Origin of the sequence: Micromonospora thermarum (assembly GCF_012034245.1) — a bacterium.
Classification (GTDB): domain Bacteria; phylum Actinomycetota; class Actinomycetes; order Mycobacteriales; family Micromonosporaceae; genus Micromonospora; species Micromonospora thermarum.
Genome location: NZ_JAATEO010000002.1, coordinates 193827 through 212461, shown reverse-complemented (window position 1 = coordinate 212461; position 18635 = coordinate 193827). Strand labels below are relative to the sequence as shown.

The following is an 18635-nucleotide window of genomic DNA, read 5'->3' as shown; positions in this document are numbered from 1 at the left end:
GTCACTTTCCCCCCACGCCCATCAGGCCCTGGATGAGGGCCCGGCGGGCGGTCAGGTACACGAGCAGGACGGGCACCATGGACAGCACCACCGCGGCCATCAGCCCGGGGATGTCGATGCCGTACTGCGTCTGGAAGTTGTACAGACCAAGGGTCAGGACCTTGGTCGAGTCGGACTGGGTGAGCACGAGCGGGAAGAGGAAGCCGTTCCACGCCTGGAGGGCGGAGAAGACGGCGATGGTGGAGATGCCGCCCCGGGACAGGGGCAGTACCAGGCGCAGGAACACCCGGGTCGGCGTGGCGCCGTCGATGGCCATCGCCTCGTACAGGTCCGGGGTGATGTCCCGCATGGCGCCGCTGAGGATCAGCGCGCAGATCGGCAGGGCGAACGCGGCCGTGGGCAGGATGACGCCGAGCAGGTTGTCGTAGAGGCCGGTCGTGCTGATCAGGTAGAAGATCGGTACGACGACCGCCTGCGCGGGGATCGCCAGGCCGAGCAGGAACAGCCGGAACACGTGCCCGGTGAGGCGGCTGCGGCTGCGCACGATCGCGTACGCGAGCGGCGTGACGAGCACCAGCACGATCGCCACCACGCTGGCCGTCACCACGACGGTGTTCAGGAAGTAGCGCCCGAAGCCCTGGGAGAACACGCCGGTGTAGTTGTCGAGGGTGAAGGTGTCCGGCAGGGAGATCGGGCCGTTGTCGCCGTAGCCCTCGCGGGTCTGCACGGTGATCGACAGCATGACGTAGATCGGCACGCCGACGACGAGCAGCCAGGCGACGGCGCCGATCCCGGCCAGCCGGTTCGGACGGTGCCGCGTCACAGTCCCTCCAAGGTGGAGCGCATCTTGTCGTAGCCGGAGACCCGGACCATGATCAGCGAGATGACCGTGGCCACCACGACCAGCAGCAGGGCGATGGCGGCGCCGGCGCCGAAGTCGAAGCTGCGGAACGCCTGCTGGTACATGTAGTAGGCGGTGATCGTGGTGTCGGTGCCCGGCCCGCCCTGGGTGAGGATGAGAACGGTCTCGAAGGTGGTCAGCCCGCCGACGACCATGATGACCAGCGAGGTGATCATCGCGTTGCGCAGTTGGGGCAGCGTGACGTGCCAGAACTGGTGCCACCGCCCGGCCCCGTCGATCTCGGCCGCCTGGTAGAGCACAGCGGGGATGGCGCGGGCCGCGCCCTGGTAGATCAGGGAGTGGAACGGGATGTACTGCCAGCTGCCCACGAGGACCAGCACGGCGATCGCCCCGGTCCGGCTGCCGAAGAGGTTGCCGTCGCCGAACAGCCAGCGCGCCTGGCCGGGCACGCCGAAGTTCGGGTCGAGCAGTGCCCGCCACAGCACCGACACGGCGGTGGCGGACAGCAGCAGCGGCAGGAAGAAGATCGCCGAGAGCACCGCCCGGTTGCGCTGCTGGCCGGCGGCCCAGACGCCGATGAGCAGGCTGAGCGGGGTCTGCACGGCCACGCCGAGGGCGGTGAGCAGCACGCTGAGCCAGAGGCTGTCGATCATCACCGGGTCGTCGGCCAACCGCCGCCAGTTGGCGAGGCCCACGTACTCGACGTCGCCGATGCCGGCCCAACTGGTGACGGACAGGACGACCACCAGGACCAGCGGGACGATCGCGAAGAAGGCGAAGAACAGCGTGGCGGGCAGGGCCCAGGCGAAGCCCGGGCGGGCGAGCGTCACCCCGCCGCCCGGGCGTCGCACGGCCCACCGCTCCCCGGTGGTGGTCCGGGGCGCGAGGGTGGTGGCGGCCATAGGTCAGCCGGCCTGGAGCGACTGCATGGCCTTGATGAAGCCGTCCGCGTCCATCCGCCCGTTGGTGTACTGCTGCACCGCCTGGTGAATGGTGGTGGTGGCGGCCGGCGGGTACGCCTGGTCCCAGGAGAGCTGGAACGACGGCGCCTGCTTCACCATGTCGAACTGGAACTTCGAGTACTCCGGGTTCCCCGCGGTGTCGAGGAACTTCTCGGTGTTGACGGTGGTGGGCAGGTTGCCGATGCCGAGCTGCGCCTGGACGAACTCGTCGGAGTACATGAGCTTGAGGAACTCGGCCACGGCCTCGGGGTGCTTGGTCTTCTTCAGCACCGAGTAGAAGTTGTTGGTGTTGCCCGCCACGTTGCGCGGGTCGCCCTTGCCGCCCGGGATGCTGGGGAAGGCGGTCCACCCGAGGTCGTTCTTGGCGAACTCCGGCTTGGAGTCCTGGTGCGTGGAGTACGCCCACGAGCCCATCAGCTCGAAACCGGCCTTGCCGGTGGACAGCAGGGTCGGCGAGCCCTGGTCGGTCCACTTCACCGAGTCGAAGTTGGTGCCGAAGGCGCCGGCGTCGGTGAGCTGCCGCATCAGTTCGAGGGCGCGGCGGCTCTCCGCGCTCTCCCAGACGCTCTTGTCACCGCCGAGCGCCGAGCGGAACAGCTCGGGACCGGCGACCCGGTCGTAGAGGTACTGGTACCACATCTGGGTCGGCCACTTGTCGCCGCCGCCGAGCGCGATCGGGGTGATCTTCTTGGCCTTGAGGACGTTGACCGCGTTGAGCAGCTCGTCCCAGGTCTTCGGCGGCGTGAGACCGGCGTCGGCGAGGACCTTCTTGTTGTAGAAGAGCATCACCGGCTGCGTGCCCCGCATCGGGATCCCGTACGCCTTGCCGTCGACCACGGCGCTGTTGAACACCGAGGGCAGGAAGTTCTCCTTCAGCCCCGGGTCCTTGGCGATCATGTCGTCGAGCGGCAGGAGCAGGTTGGCCTTGACGAACGGCGCGATGCTGCCGCCGCCCCAGTTGAAGAAGACGTCCGGCGCCTGGTTGGTGTTGATGATCGTCTGGAGCTTGGTCTGGTAGTCGGCGCCGGGGATGGTGTCCAGGACGGCCTTGACCTTCGAAGTCTTGTTGAAGGTGTCGACGATCTGCGTCTCCACCTTGTTGGTGGCGTCGCCGTACACCAGGATGCGGATCTGGTCGGCTTCACCGCCCGCGTCGTCGCCGCCGCAGGCGGCCAGGGGCAGTGCCAGGGCGAGGGCGGCGCCGACCGCGACGGCGCGGGCGAGCCGCGATCGTAGTCTCATCATCGAGCCCTTTCGTGGTGGGGGTAGGGGGTGGGCGGGCCGAAAGGTGTCCGATAAACTTCCGGAACGTTTCCGTAACTTGCTCGCACGCTAGAACCGCCCCGCCATGTCGTCAACCCCCCTCGGTGGGGCAAGATGATCCTGGGGCGGGCGAGCCGTTCCGGATCTGCGGCGAATGCCCGGTCGGTCGTCCCGGCCGGCGAAGGAGGCTCGGTGGACACGGACGAGGGACGCAGGGTGACCATCACCGCGATCGCGCGGGAGGCGGGCGTCTCGGTGCCGACCGTCTCCCGTGTGCTCAACGGACGCTCCGACGTCGCGCCGGAGACCCGGGAGCGCGTCGAGGAACTGCTGCGCCAGCACGGCTACCGGCGGCCGGGCAACCGCACCGTGCACCGGGCCGGCCTGCTCGACCTGGTCTTCAACGACCTGGACAGCCCGTGGGCAGTGGAGATCATCCGGGGTGTCGAGGACGTCGGGCACGGCGCCGGGGTCGGCACCGTCGTCTCGGCGATCCACCGGCAGCCGGCGTCCGCGCGGCAGTGGTTGCAGAACCTGCGGGCCCGGGCCACCGACGGGGTCATCTTCGTGACCTCACACCTGAGCCCGCCGCTGCACGCGCAGCTGCGCCGGCTCAACGTGCCGGTGGTGGTGGTCGACCCGGCCGGCGTACCGGCCACCGACGTGCCGACGGTCGGCGCGACCAACTGGGCGGGCGGGCTCGCCGCCACCGAGCACCTGCTCTCCCTGGGCCACCGGCGGATCGGCTTCGTCGCCGGCCCGCCGCACCTGCTGTGCAGCCGGGCCCGCCTGGACGGACACCGCGCCGCGCTGGAGGCGGCCGGGGTAACGGTGGACGACCGCCTGGTGCAGCCCGGCGACTTCTACCACGCCTCCGGGTTCGCCGCCGGGACGGCCCTGCTCGACCTCGACGACCCGCCCACCGCGATCTTCGCGGCCAGCGACCAGATGGCGTTCGGCGTGTACGAGGCGATCCGGCGCCGGAGCCTGCGCGTGCCGGACGACGTCAGCGTCGTCGGCTTCGACGACCTGCCCGAGGCCCGGTGGGCGTCGCCGCCGCTGACCACCGTCCGCCAGCCCCTCGTCGAGATGGGCCGGCTGGCGGCGCGGACGGCGCTGCGGCTGGCGCAGGGCGAGACCATCGACTCGCCCCGGGTGGAGCTCGCCACCGAGCTCGTCGTCCGGGACAGCTCCGCCCCTCCACCGGGTTCCTGAGGCTCCCCACCCGGCCGAAACGGTTCCGGTAGAGCACCGGAACTTTCGGCGGTCAGGCGCGGCGCCGGCCCCGGCGTCGCCGGGGTGACCGGGCGGAACGCACCACCAGCGTCAGCAGGCCGGCCACCCCGGCCACCGCCGCGACGATCAGCGGCCCCGGTCCGGTCAGCCCCTCCGGCAGCGGCTCCCCGCCGGCCACCGGACGGGCGGCCGCACCCTCGGGAGCCGGTGACGCGTTGGACGCCGCCGCGTCCAGCTCACCCGGCTCGACGAGCCGGCCGACGGCGGCGTCCCGGGGCTGGGCGAAGCCCCAGTCGAGCAGGGCGGCGCCCTGCTCCCAGCCGCGAGCGGGTCGGGACTCGGCGCCGAGCAGCGTGACGACCAGCCGCCGGCCGTTCCGCTCGGCCGCACCCACGTAGGTGTGGCGGGCCAGGTCGGTGAAGCCCGTCTTGCCGCCGAGGGCGCCCGGGTAGCGGCGGATGAGCGGGTTCTCGTTCTGGATCTGGAAACCCTTGGTGCGGGGCCGGCTCTGGGCGGGGATCTGGTGCGTCCCGGTCAGCGCGTAGCGCTGGAAGGTGGGGTCGGCGAAGCAGACCCGGGCGATCAGCGCGAGGTCGTACGCGCTGGTGAACTGCCCCCGCCCGTCCAGTCCGGACGGGGTGACCGCGTGCGTCTGCCGGGCGCCCAGGTGACGGGCCAGCTCGTTCATCGCCCGGACACCGCCGGCCCGGCCCTCGGCGCCGCCACCGAGACGGGCGAGCACGTTCGCCGCCTCGTTCCCGGACTGGAGCAGCAGGCCGAGCCAGACGGTCTCCACCCGGTAGCGCCCGCCGGCGACCAGGCCGACCGCGGAGGAACCCGGTTCGATGTCGAGGTCCTCCCGCGTCACGGTCACGACCTGCTCCGGATCGAGGCGCGGCAGCACGGCGGCGGCCAGCAGCAGCTTCTGCACGCTCGCCGGGGTGGCGTACTCGTGCGCGCCGCAGGCGCCCAGCACCTGCCCGGTGTCCAGGTCCGCGACGAGCCACGACGTCGCGGTCACGCCCGGCGGCCGGGGCGCGCCGGGCGGTACCGCCAGGCCGGCGGTGGCGAGCGCCGGCCCGCCGACCTCGCGGTCCTCCGCCACGGCCGGGGGCGGGGTCGGCCGCGGCGGCCGCGTGGGCGCGGGTGCCGGCACGGCGACGCGCGGGCACGGCACGTCGGGGGCGACGGCGGTACGCCCCGGTGCGGCCGTGGCCGCCGTGGGCACCGCGACCGGCAGGAGGAGGGTGCTTGCGGCAGCCGCCAGCAGCCGAACTCTCATGTCCTCCGACTCCTCGTCGACAAGATCGCCTCCGACCCTAGATGACACGGCCGCCGGCCGGGAGGGGTTCAGCGCCGGTCACCGACCGGCGTCCACCGGCCGCGCGTCGCGGGTGGCGACGAGGCTCCACCCGATCGACACGGCGAGGGTCACCACGATGACGCCCAGGGTCACCGGGATGGGCAGCTTGCCGACCGGCGTCTCGGAGAGGATCAGCTTAACGCCGGCGAAGGCGAGCAGCACGAAGCGCAGTTCGCGTGTCTAGCGTCCGGACGGGGGCTCCGCCAGCGGGCGCTTCAGGTGGTAGCGGTGCACCTCGGTGCTGCCCTGCACGTTGTTCACGTCCTCGGCCGCGGAGACCAGCTCCCACCCCTCGCGCCCGACGCGGTTGAGGTGCGCGATCGCGGTGTCGCCGTACGCCGTGACGTCCCGGCGCGTCCCGTCCGGGGCGTACCAGATGAAGCTGACGTGGAACTGACGGCCCTGCCCTTGATAGCGGCGGACCAGCAGGGCGTACTCCCAGGCGACCATGCCGACCATTATGAGTGTCCACGCAGGACGGCGGAACGGGGGCCGTCGCGCATTGCCATGCGGTGAACGCGGTGTGTCAACCGACCGTGACGGCGGCCTGCCGCCGGGCCGTCTCGTCGGTGACGAGCGCGGCCAGCCGGTCCAGGCCGACGTCGATCTCGGCCGGGGTGACGGCGCTGACCGACAGCCGCAGCGCGTGGACCGGCGCGCCGTCGTCGTAGAAGTGCGCCATCGGCGTCCACAGCACCCCGTACTCCCGGGCCGAGCGGTGCAGCAGCGCGTCGTCGACCGGGAACGGCACGGTCACCACGACGAAGAACCCCCCGGTGGGCACGGTCCACCGCACCGGCGACCCCGCCGGGAAGCGCCGCCCGAGGCCGTCGACCAGGTGATGGAGATTCCGGGTGTACGCGGCCCGCTCGCGGGCGGTGGCGGCGACCAGGCTGCACCCGTGCTCCAGCAGCGCACCCCCGACCACCGCCTGGGCGATCGGCGAGGTGTTCACCGTGACCATGCTCTTGATCTTGGCGAGCTGGTCGGCGAGGAGGCCGACCGTGCCGTCCGGGTGGGCCACCCGCTGGTCGGCCACGACGTAGCCGACCCGGGCGCCGGGCAGCACCGTCTTGGCGAACGAGCCCAGGTAGACCACCCGGCGGGCGGTGTCGAGCGCCTTGAGCGTGGGCAGCCGCCGGGCGTCGCCGGCCGGGAAGAGGCCGTACGGGTTGTCCTCGATGAGCAGGACATCCTCCTCGGCGGCCAGGTCCAGCAACGCGCGCCGCCCGGCCACGTCGATGCTCGTCCCCGAGGGGTTGGCGAAGTCCGGCATCAGGTAGCAGGCGCGCGGGCGCAGCCCCTCGGCCCGCGCCCGGCGCACCTGGACGCGCAGGTCGCCCGCGTCCACCCCGGACGGTCCGGTGGCCACCGGGCGCACCGGCAGGTCCAGCAGCCGCGCCGCGCCGGTGAGCCCCACGTACGTCGGCGCGACGGCGAGCACGACGTCGTCCGGGCCGGCGCGCAGGGCCCGCAGCACCAGGAACATCGCCTCCTGGCAGCCGACCGTCACGACGAGCGCCTCCGGGGCGACCGTCAACTCCTCGTCGACCGCCAGGTTGCGGGCGACCAGGTGGTGGATGATCCCCTTGGTCCGCCCGTACTGGAGCAGCGTGCGGTGCACCTGCTCCGGGCCCTGCCCCAGGTCGTCGGCGAGGTGCCGGCGAAAGGTGTCCAGGTGCCGGTGCAGCGCCGCGACGTCGAAGAACTCCTCGTACGGCCGGCCGGCGGCCAGCGACACCGCGGCCGGGTAGTGCTGCGCGACCTCGTTGAGGAAGTTCATCGAGTTCAGCGCGGGATCGTCGAGGGCCGGATGCAGGTCGGCCACGTGCAGGTCCACGGCTCACTCCACCGTCGTCCGCAGGTCCCGGGCCTCGCCCGGGTCGGCGCAGCCGGCCAGCGCGAGCGCGTCGCGGAACTCGCCGGCCAGCAGCGACAGCGCGGTCTCGGCGCCGGCCCGGCCCCCGGCGGCGAGCGCCCAGAGCATCGGGCGGCCCACCAGGACGCCGTGCGCGCCGAGGGCGAGCGCCCGCAGAACGTCGACGCCGCCCCGGACACCGCTGTCGAGCAGCACCTCGCACCGGCCGGCGACCGCCTCGACCACCGCGGGCAGCGCCGCGGCGCTGGCCGGCGCGCCGTCGAGCTGCCGCCCGCCGTGGTTGGAGACCACCACCGCGTCCGCCCCGGACTCCGCCGCGCGGACGGCGTCGCGCGGGTCGAGGACGCCCTTGACCACCAGCGGGACCGGGGTACGCTCGCGCAGCCAGTCCAGGTCGGCCCAGGTCACCGCCGGCGCGAAGACCTCCCCGGTGTGGGCGGCCACCGCGGAGACGCCCGGGGTGGCGGCGTGCGCGAGGTCGTCCCGGCCGGCGGGCAGGTTCGCGGCGAGGACGTGCGGCGGGATGGCGAACGAGTTGCGCACGTCGCGCAGCCGACGGCCGAGGATCGGCACGTCCACGGTGAGCACCAGCGCGGCGCAGCCCGCCGCCTGCGCCCGGTCCAGCAGGTCCGTGACGAGCCCCCGGTCGCGCAGCCAGTAGAGCTGGAACCAGACCGTCCCGCCGGCGGCGGCGATCTCCTCGATCGGCGCGCTGCTCAACGTGCTGGCCACGTACGGGATGCCGGCGGCGCCGGCCGCTCCGGCCAGGGCGATCTCGCCGTCGGGGTGCAGCAGCCGCTGGTACGCCATCGGCGCGACCGCCACCGGCAGCGCGTGGGTGGCGCCGAGCAGCCGGGCGTCGGTGCGCGGGGTGGGCACGCCGCGCAGCACACGGGGCAGCACCCCGACCCGGTCCAGGGCCCGGCGGTTCGCCACGAGGGTGGTCTCGGCGCCGCTGCCGCCGTCGACGAAGTCCCACACCTCCGGGGGCAGCACCGCGCGCGCCAGGTCCGCGAAATCGGCCAGCCCGGCGGGGGCGGGCGGCTCGCCCAGCGGCACGTCCGGCGTGGACAGGGCGGTCTCAGACATCGCCGGTCACCGTCCCGACCGGGGCCGCCTCGGCCGGTTCCGTGAGCCCGAACCGCTCCCGCAGGAAAGCGGCCGCCTGGTCCTGGGCGCGCCGGCCGTCGTCGAAGGTGCCGGGCATCGCGAAGAAGCCGTGGACCATCCCGGCGTACCGGGTGAGGGTCGTCGGCACGCCGGCGGCGGCCAGCCGGTGGGCGTACCGCTCGCCCTCGTCCCGCAGTGGGTCGTGCTCGGCGGTGACCACCAGCGCCGGCGGCAGCCCGCCCAGGTCGTCGGCGAGCAGGGGCGAGGCGAGCCGGTCCCGGGCGTCGGCCGGGTCCGCCAGGTAGTGCGACCGGTACCAGGCGACCGAGCGCCGGTTGAACAGCAGCGGGTCGTCGTCACCGGCCGCCTCGGCGGTCTGGTCGGTGTTCGGGTAGACCAGCAGCTGCGCCGCCAGCCGGGGACCGGCGTCGCGGGCCAGCAGGGTGACGGCGGCGGCGAGGTTCCCGCCCGCGCTGTCCCCGCCGACGGCCAGGCGCGCCGGGTCGGCGCCGAACTCCGCCGGGTGCGCGGCGACGAACCGGAGCGCCGCGTGGCAGTCGTGCACCGCCGCCGGGAACGGGGCCTCGGGGGCGAGCCGGTAGCCGACGGTGACCACCTGGCAGGGCACGGCGTTGGCCAGCCGCCGGCAGATCCCGTCGGCGGTGTCGACGCTGCCCAGCGTCCACCCGCCGCCGAAGAAGTAGAGCAGGGTGGGCAGCGGCCCGGCGCCGGCCGGGCGGTGGATCCGGACCGGCAGGTCGCCCGCCGGGCCAGGGACGTGCGTGTCGCGTACCTCGTGCACCGGCTCGACCGTGCCGGAGCCGGCACGGATCGCGGCGAGGTCGGCGGCGCGGGCCTCGGCGAGGGTCTGGGTGTACAGCGGTGGCGTGCCGGCGGCCGCCCGGGCGGCCCGGTACGCCTCGGCCTGGGGATGCAGGCTCACGGTCGCTCCTCTCCCCCGGTGTGGACCAGGAGCTTGTCGATGCCGCGCAGGAAGAGGCTGCCACTGTAGGTCGGTCGTTCCTCGATGCGCAGCCGGGGGAAGCGGGACAGCAGCCGGGGCAGCGCCAGCCGGCCCTCCAGGCGGGACACGGCGGCGCCGAGGCAGTAGTGCAGGCCGATGCCGAACGCCAGCGACGGCGGGCCGGAGCGGCGCGGGTCGAAGCGGCCCGGGTCGGGGAAGCGGGCCGGGTCGCGGTTGGCCGCGGCGATGACGAGCAGGACGTTCTGGTCGCGGGCGATCGGCACCCCGCCGAGTACGGCGTCGCGCGGCGCCGCCCGCGCCAGGAAGTGCACCGGCGCCTCCAGCCGCAGGATCTCGTCGACGGCACCCGCGGTCAGCTCCGGATCGCCGGGCAGTGCGGCGGCCACCTCGGGGTGGGCCAGCAGCAGCGGCAGGCCGTTGCTGAACATGTAGACGGTGGTGACGAAGCTGGCGTTGAACAGCACGATCAGGTTGCTGATCAGCTCGTCCTCGGTCAACTCGATGCCGCCGGCGTCGACCGCCTCCACGAGCCCGCTGATCAGGTCCGTACCGGGGCTGCGGCGACGGTGGGCCAGCAGGTCCGCGTAGAAGGCGCGCAGCTCGGCGCCGGCGGTGTTGGCGGCGGCGAGCCGCTGCGGGGTCTTGCCGGCCACGTCCAGGAACTCGTCGATCCGGTCGACCCGCTCCCGGTACCAGGAGAGGTCCGCCTCGGGGATGCCGATGAACTCCGCCATCACCCGGGCCGGCAGCGGGTACGCGAAGTCGGCGACGAAGTCGGTCCCGCCGGCCCCGGCGTCGGCCATCGCGTCCAGCAGTTCGTCGGCGACCCGGAGGATCACCGGTTCGAGTGCGCCGAGCCGGCGCGGGGTGAAGGTGCCGGCGAACACGTGCCGCATCCGGCCGTGGTCCGGCGGGTTGACGAACATCATCGAGGTCTGGAAGGTCCGCAGGATCTCCTGTTCCGCCCAGCCCGGTGGGGGCTGCTTGTACCACTCCGGGTCCCGCAGGACCGCGCCGACGAGGTCGTAGCCGACCGCCACGGCGGCGATCGCCCGGTGCTCCGGGCGGGGCGGCAGCGCCGTGATCGGCCCCAGCGCGTGCAGGCCGGCGTAGGTGGGATACGGGTCCTGCCGGCCCTCGTCGCCGTAGAGACGGGTCAGCAACTGCTCGACGTCCACCATGGATGCCTCCCCAGGATTCGGTGGTGCGGGCGGCGGGGGTCGCCCGCCGCCCGCACCGGTGTCAAAGACCGAGCAGGCGCAACGGCACGGCGTCCGCCAACGCCTGGTTGCCGGCGTCGTTCGGGTGGATGTGGTCCCCCGAGTCGTACGCGGGCAGCAGCCGGCTGGGCTGCGCCGGGTCGCGCAGCACCTGGTCGAAGTCCAGCAGCCCGTCGAACTCCGTGCTGCCGCGCAGGTACGCGTTCACCGCCTGCCGGGTCGCCTCCTTCTCCGGCGTCCACACGCCTGGGTTGCCGTGGCCCTCGTACGGGGTCAGGGTGGCCACGAGGCTGCGCAGCCCGCGCGCCTTCACCTGCTTGTTGATCTGCCGCAGCGAGGCGATGACCGCGTCGGCGGAGTCGCCCGACATCCAGATGTCGTTGATCCCCAGGTGGGTGATCACGGTGCGGGCGTCGGTCTGGGCGAACACGTCCTCGTCGAGCCGGGCCAGCGCGTTCGGCCCCAGCTCGTGGTAGCCGGGGAAGCCGCCGGCGCCCGGCTCCGGGCCCTCGTGGTTGAGCCGGTTGCCGGCGAGGCTGGCGTTCAGCACGCCCGGGGTGCGGACGTCCGGGCGGGCGTCGATGAGCCGGTCGGCCAGCAGGTCCGGCCAGCGCTTGTTGGCGTTGACGGTGCTGCCGTTGCCGTCGGCGATCGAATCACCGAAGACCACCACCGAGCCGGGGCTGTGCCGGCGTTGCACGTCGATGCCGGACAGGAAGAACCAGCAGCAGTTCGGCCGGATGGTGAAGCCGGCGCCGTCGGCGGCCGAGGTGAGGTCGGTGGCGCCGATGAAGTTGGTCTGCCGGGACTGGCCGTGGAAGGTGACCGGGCCGGTCGGGGTCGGGAAGTGGACGGTGAGCACCAGGTCCTGCTGGTCCCCGATCGGGAAGGCGATCGGGTCGCTGAGCAGCTCCGCGCCGCGGTTCATCGTCGCCGAGGTGGCGCCGCCGAAGGTCAGCTCGCGCAGCGTCGCCGGGTCGATGTCGGACACGTCGTCGGGGGTGGCGGTGTTCGGGCGGGCGATGGTCGCGCGACCCACCTTGACGGCCTGCTCGCCGTACATGTTGCTGAGCCGGACCCGCAGGACCGGCCCACCGACGGTGGTGTGCACGACCATGCGGACGCTGTGGTTGTTGAGGCCGTTGTTGGTCAGACCGGTGGCGTTGCCGCGGGTGACCGCGGCCGCCCAACTGGCCGCCCAGGTCGTCCGGCCGCGCTCCGCCTCGGTGGACGACGGACCGGCGCTGGCCACCACGGCGGGAGTGCCCGCCACCAGCAGCGCCGCCGCGGCCGTGACGACATGCCATCTCTTCGGGGTCGACATTGAACCTCCATGGTTGGCAGCCCAGGGCCCCGTCCATCGACGGCACTCACCTGGGCGATGGTCCGGAACCTAGCCGCCGCCGCTGACGGGCGTCAATCGACCTGATCGACGTGATCAAATGTCCCGCCGGGGCCCGCCGGAGGCCCCTTCGGCTCCTGTCCGTCCTCGCCCGGTCACCCTAGGCTGCGGATGGCGGCGCGGTCGCCGCAGCCGTGCACGCCGTTCGGCAGAGCGCTGCGGGCGAGGGAGTGGGGGCGTCCGGATGACCGACCGACCACAGCCGGGGTACGTGCACCGCGCGCTGGACCTGTTCGCCGGGTACGGCGACCGTGAGGCCCTCGTCGGCGGCGGGCGCCGGCTGACCTACACCGACGTGCACGCCGCGGTACGGGGATTCGCCGCCACGCTGGTCCGGCGCGGCGTACGCCCCGGCGACGCGGTGCTCGTGTCGCTCGGCAACCCGGTCGAGGCGCCGCTGGTCCAGCTCGCCCTGCACCTGCTGGGCTGCCGGACGATGTGGGTCGCCCCGGTCACCTCCCGCCGGGAGATCGACGAGTTCGTGCGGCTGGCACGCCCCGACGCCCTCGTCCACGACGCCCGCGATCCGGCGAACGTGGGTGGCGAGCTGGCCGCCGGGCTGGCGGGCGTACCCGTGCTGGGCCTCGGCGTCGATCTGGACCTGACGGCGAGGCCGGACGCGTCCGCGCTCCCCGTCGACGTGCCGGTGCCGGAGTCGTTCCTCCAGACCTCCGGCACCACCGGCACCCCGAAGCTGGTGCACCACCGGGAGAGCTTCTACACGCAGATCCTCGCCCTGGCCGCGGACTTCCGGGCCGCCGGGTTCCCGCTGCTGCGGCACCTGTCGTACTCGCCGATGTGGCTGGCCAGCGGCCAGATCACCACGCTGTTCAACCTGTTCACCGGTGGCGTGCTGTTCCCGCGCGACGGGTGGGACGCGGCGGCGTTCGTCCGCACCGTGCCGGCCGAGCGGATCAACTCCACCTTCGTCACCCCGCCGATGCTGTACGAGGTGCTCGACCACCCCGACCTTCCCGGCGCCGACTTCTCGTCGATGTTCATGTTCAACGTGGGGGCCGGGCCGGCCGCGCCAACGCGGCTGCGCCAGGCGATCGCGCGCTTCGGCCCGGTGCTGCGCATCGTGTACGGCCTCAGCGAGGCGGTCGTCGTCACCGCCCAGCCGGGGCTCACGGAAGACCCGGCCCACCCGGAGCGGCTGCGCTCCTGCGGCAAGCCGTACGGCGACGTGCGGATCGAGATCCGGGCCGAGGACGGCACGGTGCTGCCGCCGGGTGTGGACGGCGAGGTGTGGGTGCACACGGCGCTCCGCTTCGCCGGCTACCACGGGCAGCCGGAGCTGACCGCCGACACGCTGGTCGACGGGTGGGTCCGCACCCGCGACATCGGGCACCTCGACGCCGACGGCTACCTCTACCTGGTCGACCGCCTGCAGGACCGGATCCTCACCCGGCAGCGCAGCTGGCCGATCTACTCCCGCCCGATCGAGGACGTGCTCGCCGCGCACCCGGCCGTCCGCGCCGCCGCGGTGATCGGCGTGCCCGACGAGGTGGCCGGCGAACTGCCGTACGCGTACGTCGTGCCGGCCCCCGGCTCGGGCGTGACCGGCGCGGAGCTGATCGACCTGGTGACCACGACGCTCAGCGACACGTGGGCGCCGGGCGGCGTGGGGTTCGTCGACGCGCTGCCGCTCAACCGATCGAACAAGGTGGACAAGCGGGCGCTGCGCGCCCGGTACGCGGCGGACCACCCGTCCGCCGTCGAGCACCCGGAGGCCTCGATCGGCAGCCGCGCGTGACCCCCCGCCGGGAGCTGGTCGCCCTGGTCGGCGCCGACCTGCTGTCCAACCTGGGCAGCCGGGTCTCGGTCGTCGCCATCCCCTGGCTGGTGCTGGAGACCACCGGCAGCCCGACGAAGATGGGCGTGGTGGCGGCCGCCGAGACGCTGCCGTACCTGCTCTCCAGCGCACTCGGCCCGCCCCTCGCCGACCGGATCGGGCTGCGCCGCACCTCGATCCTCGCGGACGTGGGCAGCGCCGGGCTGATGGTGGCCGTGGCGCTCACCCCGTGGCTGGGCTTCGGCGCCCTGGTCGCGCTGGTCGCCGTGGTGGGCACGCTGCGCGGCGTCGGCGACCGGATCAAGCACGTGATGTTCCGTCCGGTCGCCGAGGCCGCCGGCGTGAAGCTGATCCGGCTGACGTCGGTCTACGACGGGCTGGGCCGGGTGGTCACCCTGCTCGGGGCGGGCCTGGGCGGCCTGCTCATCTGGTGGTTCGGGGTCACCACGGCGATCCTCATCGACGCGGCGAGCTTCGCCGTCTGCGCGCTGATCGTGGCGGCGCTGGTCCGCCCGCCGGCGGCCACCGCGGCGCCGCCGGCCGCGCAGGGCTACCTGCGGGCGCTCGGCGACGGGTTCCGCTACCTCGGGCGGGACCGCACGCTGCTCAGCATGCTGCTGGTGATCTCGGCGCTCAACATGGTGGTGAACGCGAGCATCGCCGTCTACATCCCGCTGTGGGTGGCCGACGTGCTGGGCACCCCGGCCGGGCTGGGGCTCGTGCTCGGGGCGTTCTCGGCCGGCGCGCTGCTGGGGAACCTGCTGTTCACCGTGCTCGGCCCCCGGCTGCGCCGCGACCTGACGTTCGCCGTCGGCGCGGCGGTCAGCGGCCCGCCCCGGCTGCTGGTGCTGGCGTTCAGCGAGGACCTGTCGGTGGTGCTCGCCGTGACGTTCGTGTCGGGCATCGGCATCGCCGTGGTCAACCCGCTGCTCGGGGTTGCGCTGTACGAGCGGCCCCCGGCCGACCTCCAGACCCGCGTGATCGGGCTGGCCGGCTCGCTGGCGTTCGCCGGGCTGCCGCTGGGCGCCCTGCTCGGCGGCTGGTCGGTCGCCGCCCTGGGTCTCGGGCCGGCGCTGGTCGTGGCGGCGCTGTTCACACTCGTGGTCACCGCGCTCCCCCTGGCCGCCGCCCTCCGCCCCCCACCGCTGCGCGGTAAGGAAGGGCCCCTGGTTACCGTCTCCGGTGGCGAAGGGGTCTCCTCTTGACGGCTGACGACGGGCCCGCGCCGCTGGTTCGGGGCGCGTATGGTCGGGCGCATGGCCACCTGGGACGACGTGCGCCGGATCGCGCTGGCCCTGCCGGAGACGACCGAGGCGCCCTCGTACGACGGGGTGCCCGCCTGGAAGGTGCGGGGCAAGGGGTTCGTCTGGGAACGGCCGCTGCGCCGGGCGGACCTCGACGCGCTCGGCGACGCCGCGCCGGACGGCCCGATCCTCGGTGCGCAGGTCCCGGACGTGGGCGCCAAGGAGGCCCTGCTCGCCGACGACCCGTCCGTCTACTTCACCACCCCGCACTTCGACGGGTACCCGGCCGTCCTGATCCGGCTGGACCGCATCGGTGTCGCCGAGCTGACCGAGCTGATCGTCGAGGCCTGGTACGCCCGCGCCCCGAAACGCCTGGCCGCCGCCCACCGTGCCGCCGGGCCGGCGCCGTCCTGACGCGGCCGACTTCCTCCGCTAGCCTCGTTTACGTCGGTGACTCGCCGCTGGACCTGCGGGCCGCCCGGTCCGCGGGTGCCCGGTCCGTCGCGGCGGGCTGGGGTCACCAGTACGACCCGTCGGCCCCCACCGACCTGACCGTGACCGCCCCCGCGACCTGCTGTCCCTGCTGCCCTGAGCTTCCCGGCCGGCTGAGCGGTCTTCCGAGATCTCAACAGGAGGAATCCCTGATCGCCTGGACCGCCTCCTCCGGCGTCGTCACGTGCCGCACGCCGGGCACGGGGACGCCGGTGGCGTCGACGATCCGCCAACCGCCGAGCGCCACCACCGGGACGCCGCCGCGCCGCATCGCCAGCGCCACCTCACTCAACGTCCCCCAGGAGCCGCCGACCGCGATCACCGCGTCCGCGCTCCACACCAGGATCGCGTTGCGGGCCTGCCCCATGTTGGTGACGACGGTGGCCGAGACGTCGGCGGCGGGGCCGGGGGCGGAGCCGTCGTCGGGGCGTACGGCGATCACCAGGCCGCCGCGGGAGCGCGCGCCGGCGGCGACCGCGGACATCACCCCGCCACCGCCTCCGCACAGGACGGTGACGCCGCGCTCGGCGAGCAGCTCCCCCACCCGGCGGGCGTGCGCCAGCTCGACGTCGGTCGCCGTCGCCGGCCCGCACACCGCCACCTGAACCACGGACCCATCATGCCGCCACGGGTGTTATCAAGGGGCCCGTCCGTGCGCTAGCGTCCCGGCATGACATCGACGCTCACCGAAGCGACGGATCCGTGGTGCCTGCGGGAGGGTGAGAGCGCCGACCTGCTGCGCGGGCACCCGTGGCGGCGCTTCGCGGTGCTGGGCGACAGCGTGGCCGAGGGGCTGTGCGAGCCGGTCGACGGCTACCCGGACGTGCAGTGGGCCGACCGGATCGCCGCCGAGCTGCGCGCCGCCGCGCCCGAGTTGGCGTACCTCAACCTCGGCCTGCGGGGGCTGCGGGCGCACGAGGTGCGGGCGACCCAGCTCGGCCCGGCGCTGGAGTTCCGGCCCGATCTCGCGCTGGTGGTGTGCGGCGGCAACGACGCGTTCCGGCCGGCGTACGACGCCGACGCGGTGGACGCGGAGCTCGCCGCGATGGTCGAGGCGTTGCAGGCGGCCGGGGCGGACGTCATCACGGTGGGCATGTTCGACGTGTCGCACAGCCCCGCCGTGCCGGAGGTGCACCGCGCGAACCTGGGGACGCGGATGCGCCGTCTCGCCGCGCACACCCGTGCCCTGGCCGAGCGGCTGGGCACGATCCACGTACACCTGACCGACCATCCGCTGACCGCCGACCCGTCCATCTACAGCAGCGACGGCCGTCACGGCAGCGCCCGCAGCGACGCGATAGCGGCGGCGGAAACCCTCCGCCGCCTGTCCCACCACGTCCACCCCCGGACCTCCCCCGCCCAGCAGCGTTGATCATGAGGTTGGCGGGGCGACACGCCGCACCGGAGCCCGCTCACCTCATGACCAACGCGGCCGGGGCGGCCGGGGGCGGCGGGGCCGGCCCTCAGTCCACCACCAGGAGGCCGGAGAGGAGGACGCCGCGGGCCAGGTTGAGGACCCCGTCGCAGCCCGGGAAGCCGGTGCGGATGCACGCCCCGGCCGGCCGGCGGCCGAACAGGTACGGCGCAATGCTGTACGGCACGTCCGCCGAGACCGTCTCACCGGTCTCGATGTGCACGAAGTCCAGCGGCACGTCTTCGGCCTTCACGTAGCTCTGGAGGATGAACCCGCCCCGCGCGGCGAACCGGCCCACCCCGTCCCGCCAGGTGTCCGCGTCGGTCTCCCGGCCGATCAGCACGTCCACCCCGGCGGAGCCGTCGGCGGGCTTGGCCACCAGGTCGCGCCGGTCGGCCACCGCCCGGTCCACCAGGTCCGGGGTGAGGATCCAGGTGCGCGGCACGTAGCGGTGGACCAGGTCGCGGTCGGCCGCCGGCAGCGCGTCGGCGTCGTCCCAGAGCCACGCGAACACCTGCTTGTTCGCGATCAGCCAGGCCGCGGCCGACACCCACATGGGTACGCTCCGCGCCCGCACCGCCGCCTCCAGGGCGTCCACGCCGGCGCTCGGGGTCACCCGGTTGGGCACGAACAGCCGGAACACCCCGTCGACCGGGGCGCCGCGCGCGACCAGCCGGCCCGAGGAGTCCAGTGTCACCTGTGACACCGGGGCGATGACCAGGTCCAGCCCGTGCGCGGCGGCCCGGTCGACCACGGGCGACAGCAGCCGGAAGAACCGCTCCGGGTCGTCCAGCCCCGGGTACTCGGCGTCGAAGTCGATGAGCATGGCCACCCGGGCCCCGTCGGGCAGGGCCAGGCCGGCGCGGATGGCCGCGAACCGCAGGTCGACGGCCGAGGGGGCCGGTTCCAGCCGGGCGCGGTCGGTGAGCCCACGCCGCCGGTAGACGTCGACGAACCGCCGGACGGTGGTGTCGGCGTCGAACGCGCCGCCGAGGCTGCTGTCGATGTTGTACTCCACCACGTACGGCACCCCGTCGCTGAGCAGCACGTCGGGCCGGAACGCCGCCAGCAGCCCGTCACTCAGCGGCTCGGCGTCGTCGAGCAGCCGGGTCTCACCCTCGGGCACCCCGAGCAGGCGGCGCAGCTCCCCCGCCGTGGCGGCCCGTCGCCGGCAGGCCTCGAAGAGGAGCTGGGCCAGCCGGTCGCAGACCGCGTTGAGCACGCCGAGGGAGGTCTCGTCCATCACCGGTGGGCGGGCCAACCGCCACTGCTTGTTGTACGTGGCCCGGCCGTCGAAGATCTCCCGCCAGGAGTCGGCTCCGGCGGCCACCAGGTCGGTACGCAGGTCGGCGGGCAGGTCCAGCCACGCCTGCGCGGCGGACGGCCAGCGATAGTCGACGTCGGTCAT

Annotated in this window: 17 protein-coding genes and 1 pseudogene; 5 read left to right on the top strand and 13 right to left on the bottom strand. The window is 73.8% G+C overall.

The genetic code is table 11. The features are described from left to right. Nucleotide 1: 1 nt before the first annotated feature. Genes HCJ94_RS02765 through HCJ94_RS02755 form a run of 3 tightly spaced genes read right to left on the bottom strand, consistent with a single transcriptional unit; the run spans nucleotide 2 to nucleotide 3066 of the window. Nucleotides 2–823, bottom strand: a complete 822-nt coding sequence (locus HCJ94_RS02765) for a carbohydrate ABC transporter permease (RefSeq protein WP_309227117.1) — start codon at nucleotides 821–823, stop codon at nucleotides 2–4. Then, a complete protein-coding gene (locus tag HCJ94_RS02760; RefSeq protein ID WP_167999352.1) occupies nucleotides 820–1764 on the bottom strand; it encodes a carbohydrate ABC transporter permease in 945 nt (314 codons plus the stop codon). The genes HCJ94_RS02765 and HCJ94_RS02760 overlap by 4 nt, the downstream gene beginning before the upstream one ends. A gap of 3 nt (nucleotides 1765–1767) precedes the next feature. Then, nucleotides 1768–3066, bottom strand: coding sequence for an ABC transporter substrate-binding protein (locus HCJ94_RS02755; protein WP_167999351.1), 1299 nt, complete (start codon nucleotides 3064–3066; stop codon nucleotides 1768–1770). Nucleotides 3067–3279: 213 nt separating this feature from the next. On the opposite strand from HCJ94_RS02755, the gene HCJ94_RS02750 reads away from it, so the two are divergent. After that, the gene (locus tag HCJ94_RS02750; RefSeq protein ID WP_167999350.1) at nucleotides 3280–4302 is read left to right on the top strand and encodes a LacI family DNA-binding transcriptional regulator; all 1023 of its coding nucleotides are present in this window, start codon (nucleotides 3280–3282) and stop codon (nucleotides 4300–4302) included. Between the two features lie 52 nt (nucleotides 4303–4354). Here the strand turns inward: HCJ94_RS02750 and HCJ94_RS02745 are convergent, their stop codons facing one another. The 8 genes and pseudogenes from HCJ94_RS02745 to HCJ94_RS02710 all read right to left on the bottom strand — a co-directional run bounded on the left by HCJ94_RS02745 (nucleotide 4355) and on the right by HCJ94_RS02710 (nucleotide 12204). Beyond that, nucleotides 4355–5605 carry a D-alanyl-D-alanine carboxypeptidase family protein gene (locus HCJ94_RS02745; RefSeq protein ID WP_167999349.1) on the bottom strand — a complete coding sequence of 417 codons (1251 nt, stop codon included), beginning with the start codon at nucleotides 5603–5605 and terminating at the stop codon, nucleotides 4355–4357. Nucleotides 5606–5683: 78 nt separating this feature from the next. Continuing rightward, nucleotides 5684–5845, bottom strand: a pseudogene (locus HCJ94_RS02740) (tellurium resistance protein TerC); the annotation flags it as partial. 21 nt (nucleotides 5846–5866) lie between these two features. Next, nucleotides 5867–6145, bottom strand: coding sequence for a hypothetical protein (locus HCJ94_RS02735; RefSeq protein WP_167999348.1), 279 nt, complete (start codon nucleotides 6143–6145; stop codon nucleotides 5867–5869). A 67-nt stretch (nucleotides 6146–6212) separates the two neighbouring features. Beyond that, a complete protein-coding gene (locus tag HCJ94_RS02730; RefSeq protein WP_309227116.1) occupies nucleotides 6213–7526 on the bottom strand; it encodes an aminotransferase-like domain-containing protein in 1314 nt (437 codons plus the stop codon). 3 nt (nucleotides 7527–7529) lie between these two features. Then, nucleotides 7530–8654, bottom strand: a complete 1125-nt coding sequence (locus tag HCJ94_RS02725; protein ID WP_167999347.1) for an alpha-hydroxy acid oxidase — start codon at nucleotides 8652–8654, stop codon at nucleotides 7530–7532. Then, on the bottom strand, nucleotides 8647–9618 hold the full coding sequence (gene lipP1, locus HCJ94_RS02720; RefSeq protein ID WP_167999346.1) for a LipP1 family hormone-sensitive lipase: 972 nt from the start codon (nucleotides 9616–9618) through the stop codon (nucleotides 8647–8649). Before lipP1 ends, HCJ94_RS02725 begins: the two co-directional genes overlap by 8 nt. Further along, on the bottom strand, nucleotides 9615–10841 hold the full coding sequence (locus HCJ94_RS02715; protein ID WP_167999345.1) for a cytochrome P450: 1227 nt from the start codon (nucleotides 10839–10841) through the stop codon (nucleotides 9615–9617). Before HCJ94_RS02715 ends, lipP1 begins: the two co-directional genes overlap by 4 nt. 61 nt (nucleotides 10842–10902) lie before the next feature. Next, a complete protein-coding gene (locus HCJ94_RS02710) occupies nucleotides 10903–12204 on the bottom strand; it encodes an SGNH/GDSL hydrolase family protein (RefSeq protein ID WP_167999344.1) in 1302 nt (433 codons plus the stop codon). Nucleotides 12205–12466: 262 nt separating this feature from the next. On the opposite strand from HCJ94_RS02710, the gene HCJ94_RS02705 reads away from it, so the two are divergent. Genes HCJ94_RS02705 through HCJ94_RS02695 form a run of 3 tightly spaced genes read left to right on the top strand, consistent with a single transcriptional unit; the run spans nucleotide 12467 to nucleotide 15735 of the window. Continuing rightward, nucleotides 12467–14038: a class I adenylate-forming enzyme family protein gene (locus HCJ94_RS02705; protein WP_167999343.1), complete on the top strand. Its 1572-nt coding sequence runs from the start codon at nucleotides 12467–12469 to the stop codon at nucleotides 14036–14038. Beyond that, nucleotides 14035–15282 (top strand): MFS transporter, encoded by a 1248-nt coding sequence (locus HCJ94_RS02700; RefSeq protein WP_167999342.1) that lies wholly within the window; start codon nucleotides 14035–14037, stop codon nucleotides 15280–15282. The genes HCJ94_RS02705 and HCJ94_RS02700 overlap by 4 nt, the downstream gene beginning before the upstream one ends. A 51-nt stretch (nucleotides 15283–15333) precedes the next feature. After that, entirely contained in the window at nucleotides 15334–15735 is a 402-nt protein-coding gene (locus tag HCJ94_RS02695) for an MmcQ/YjbR family DNA-binding protein (protein WP_167999341.1), read from the top strand. Between the two features lie 211 nt (nucleotides 15736–15946). Here HCJ94_RS02695 and HCJ94_RS02690 read toward each other — a convergent pair whose 3' ends face one another. Beyond that, nucleotides 15947–16423, bottom strand: a complete 477-nt coding sequence (locus tag HCJ94_RS02690; protein ID WP_167999340.1) for an SLOG cluster 4 domain-containing protein — start codon at nucleotides 16421–16423, stop codon at nucleotides 15947–15949. Between the two features lie 60 nt (nucleotides 16424–16483). Between HCJ94_RS02690 and HCJ94_RS02685 the strand changes: the two genes are divergently transcribed. Further along, entirely contained in the window at nucleotides 16484–17185 is a 702-nt protein-coding gene (locus HCJ94_RS02685; protein WP_167999339.1) for an SGNH/GDSL hydrolase family protein, read from the top strand. A 91-nt stretch (nucleotides 17186–17276) separates the two neighbouring features. Here HCJ94_RS02685 and HCJ94_RS02680 read toward each other — a convergent pair whose 3' ends face one another. Continuing rightward, entirely contained in the window at nucleotides 17277–18635 is a 1359-nt protein-coding gene (locus HCJ94_RS02680) for an ATP-grasp domain-containing protein (RefSeq protein WP_167999338.1), read from the bottom strand.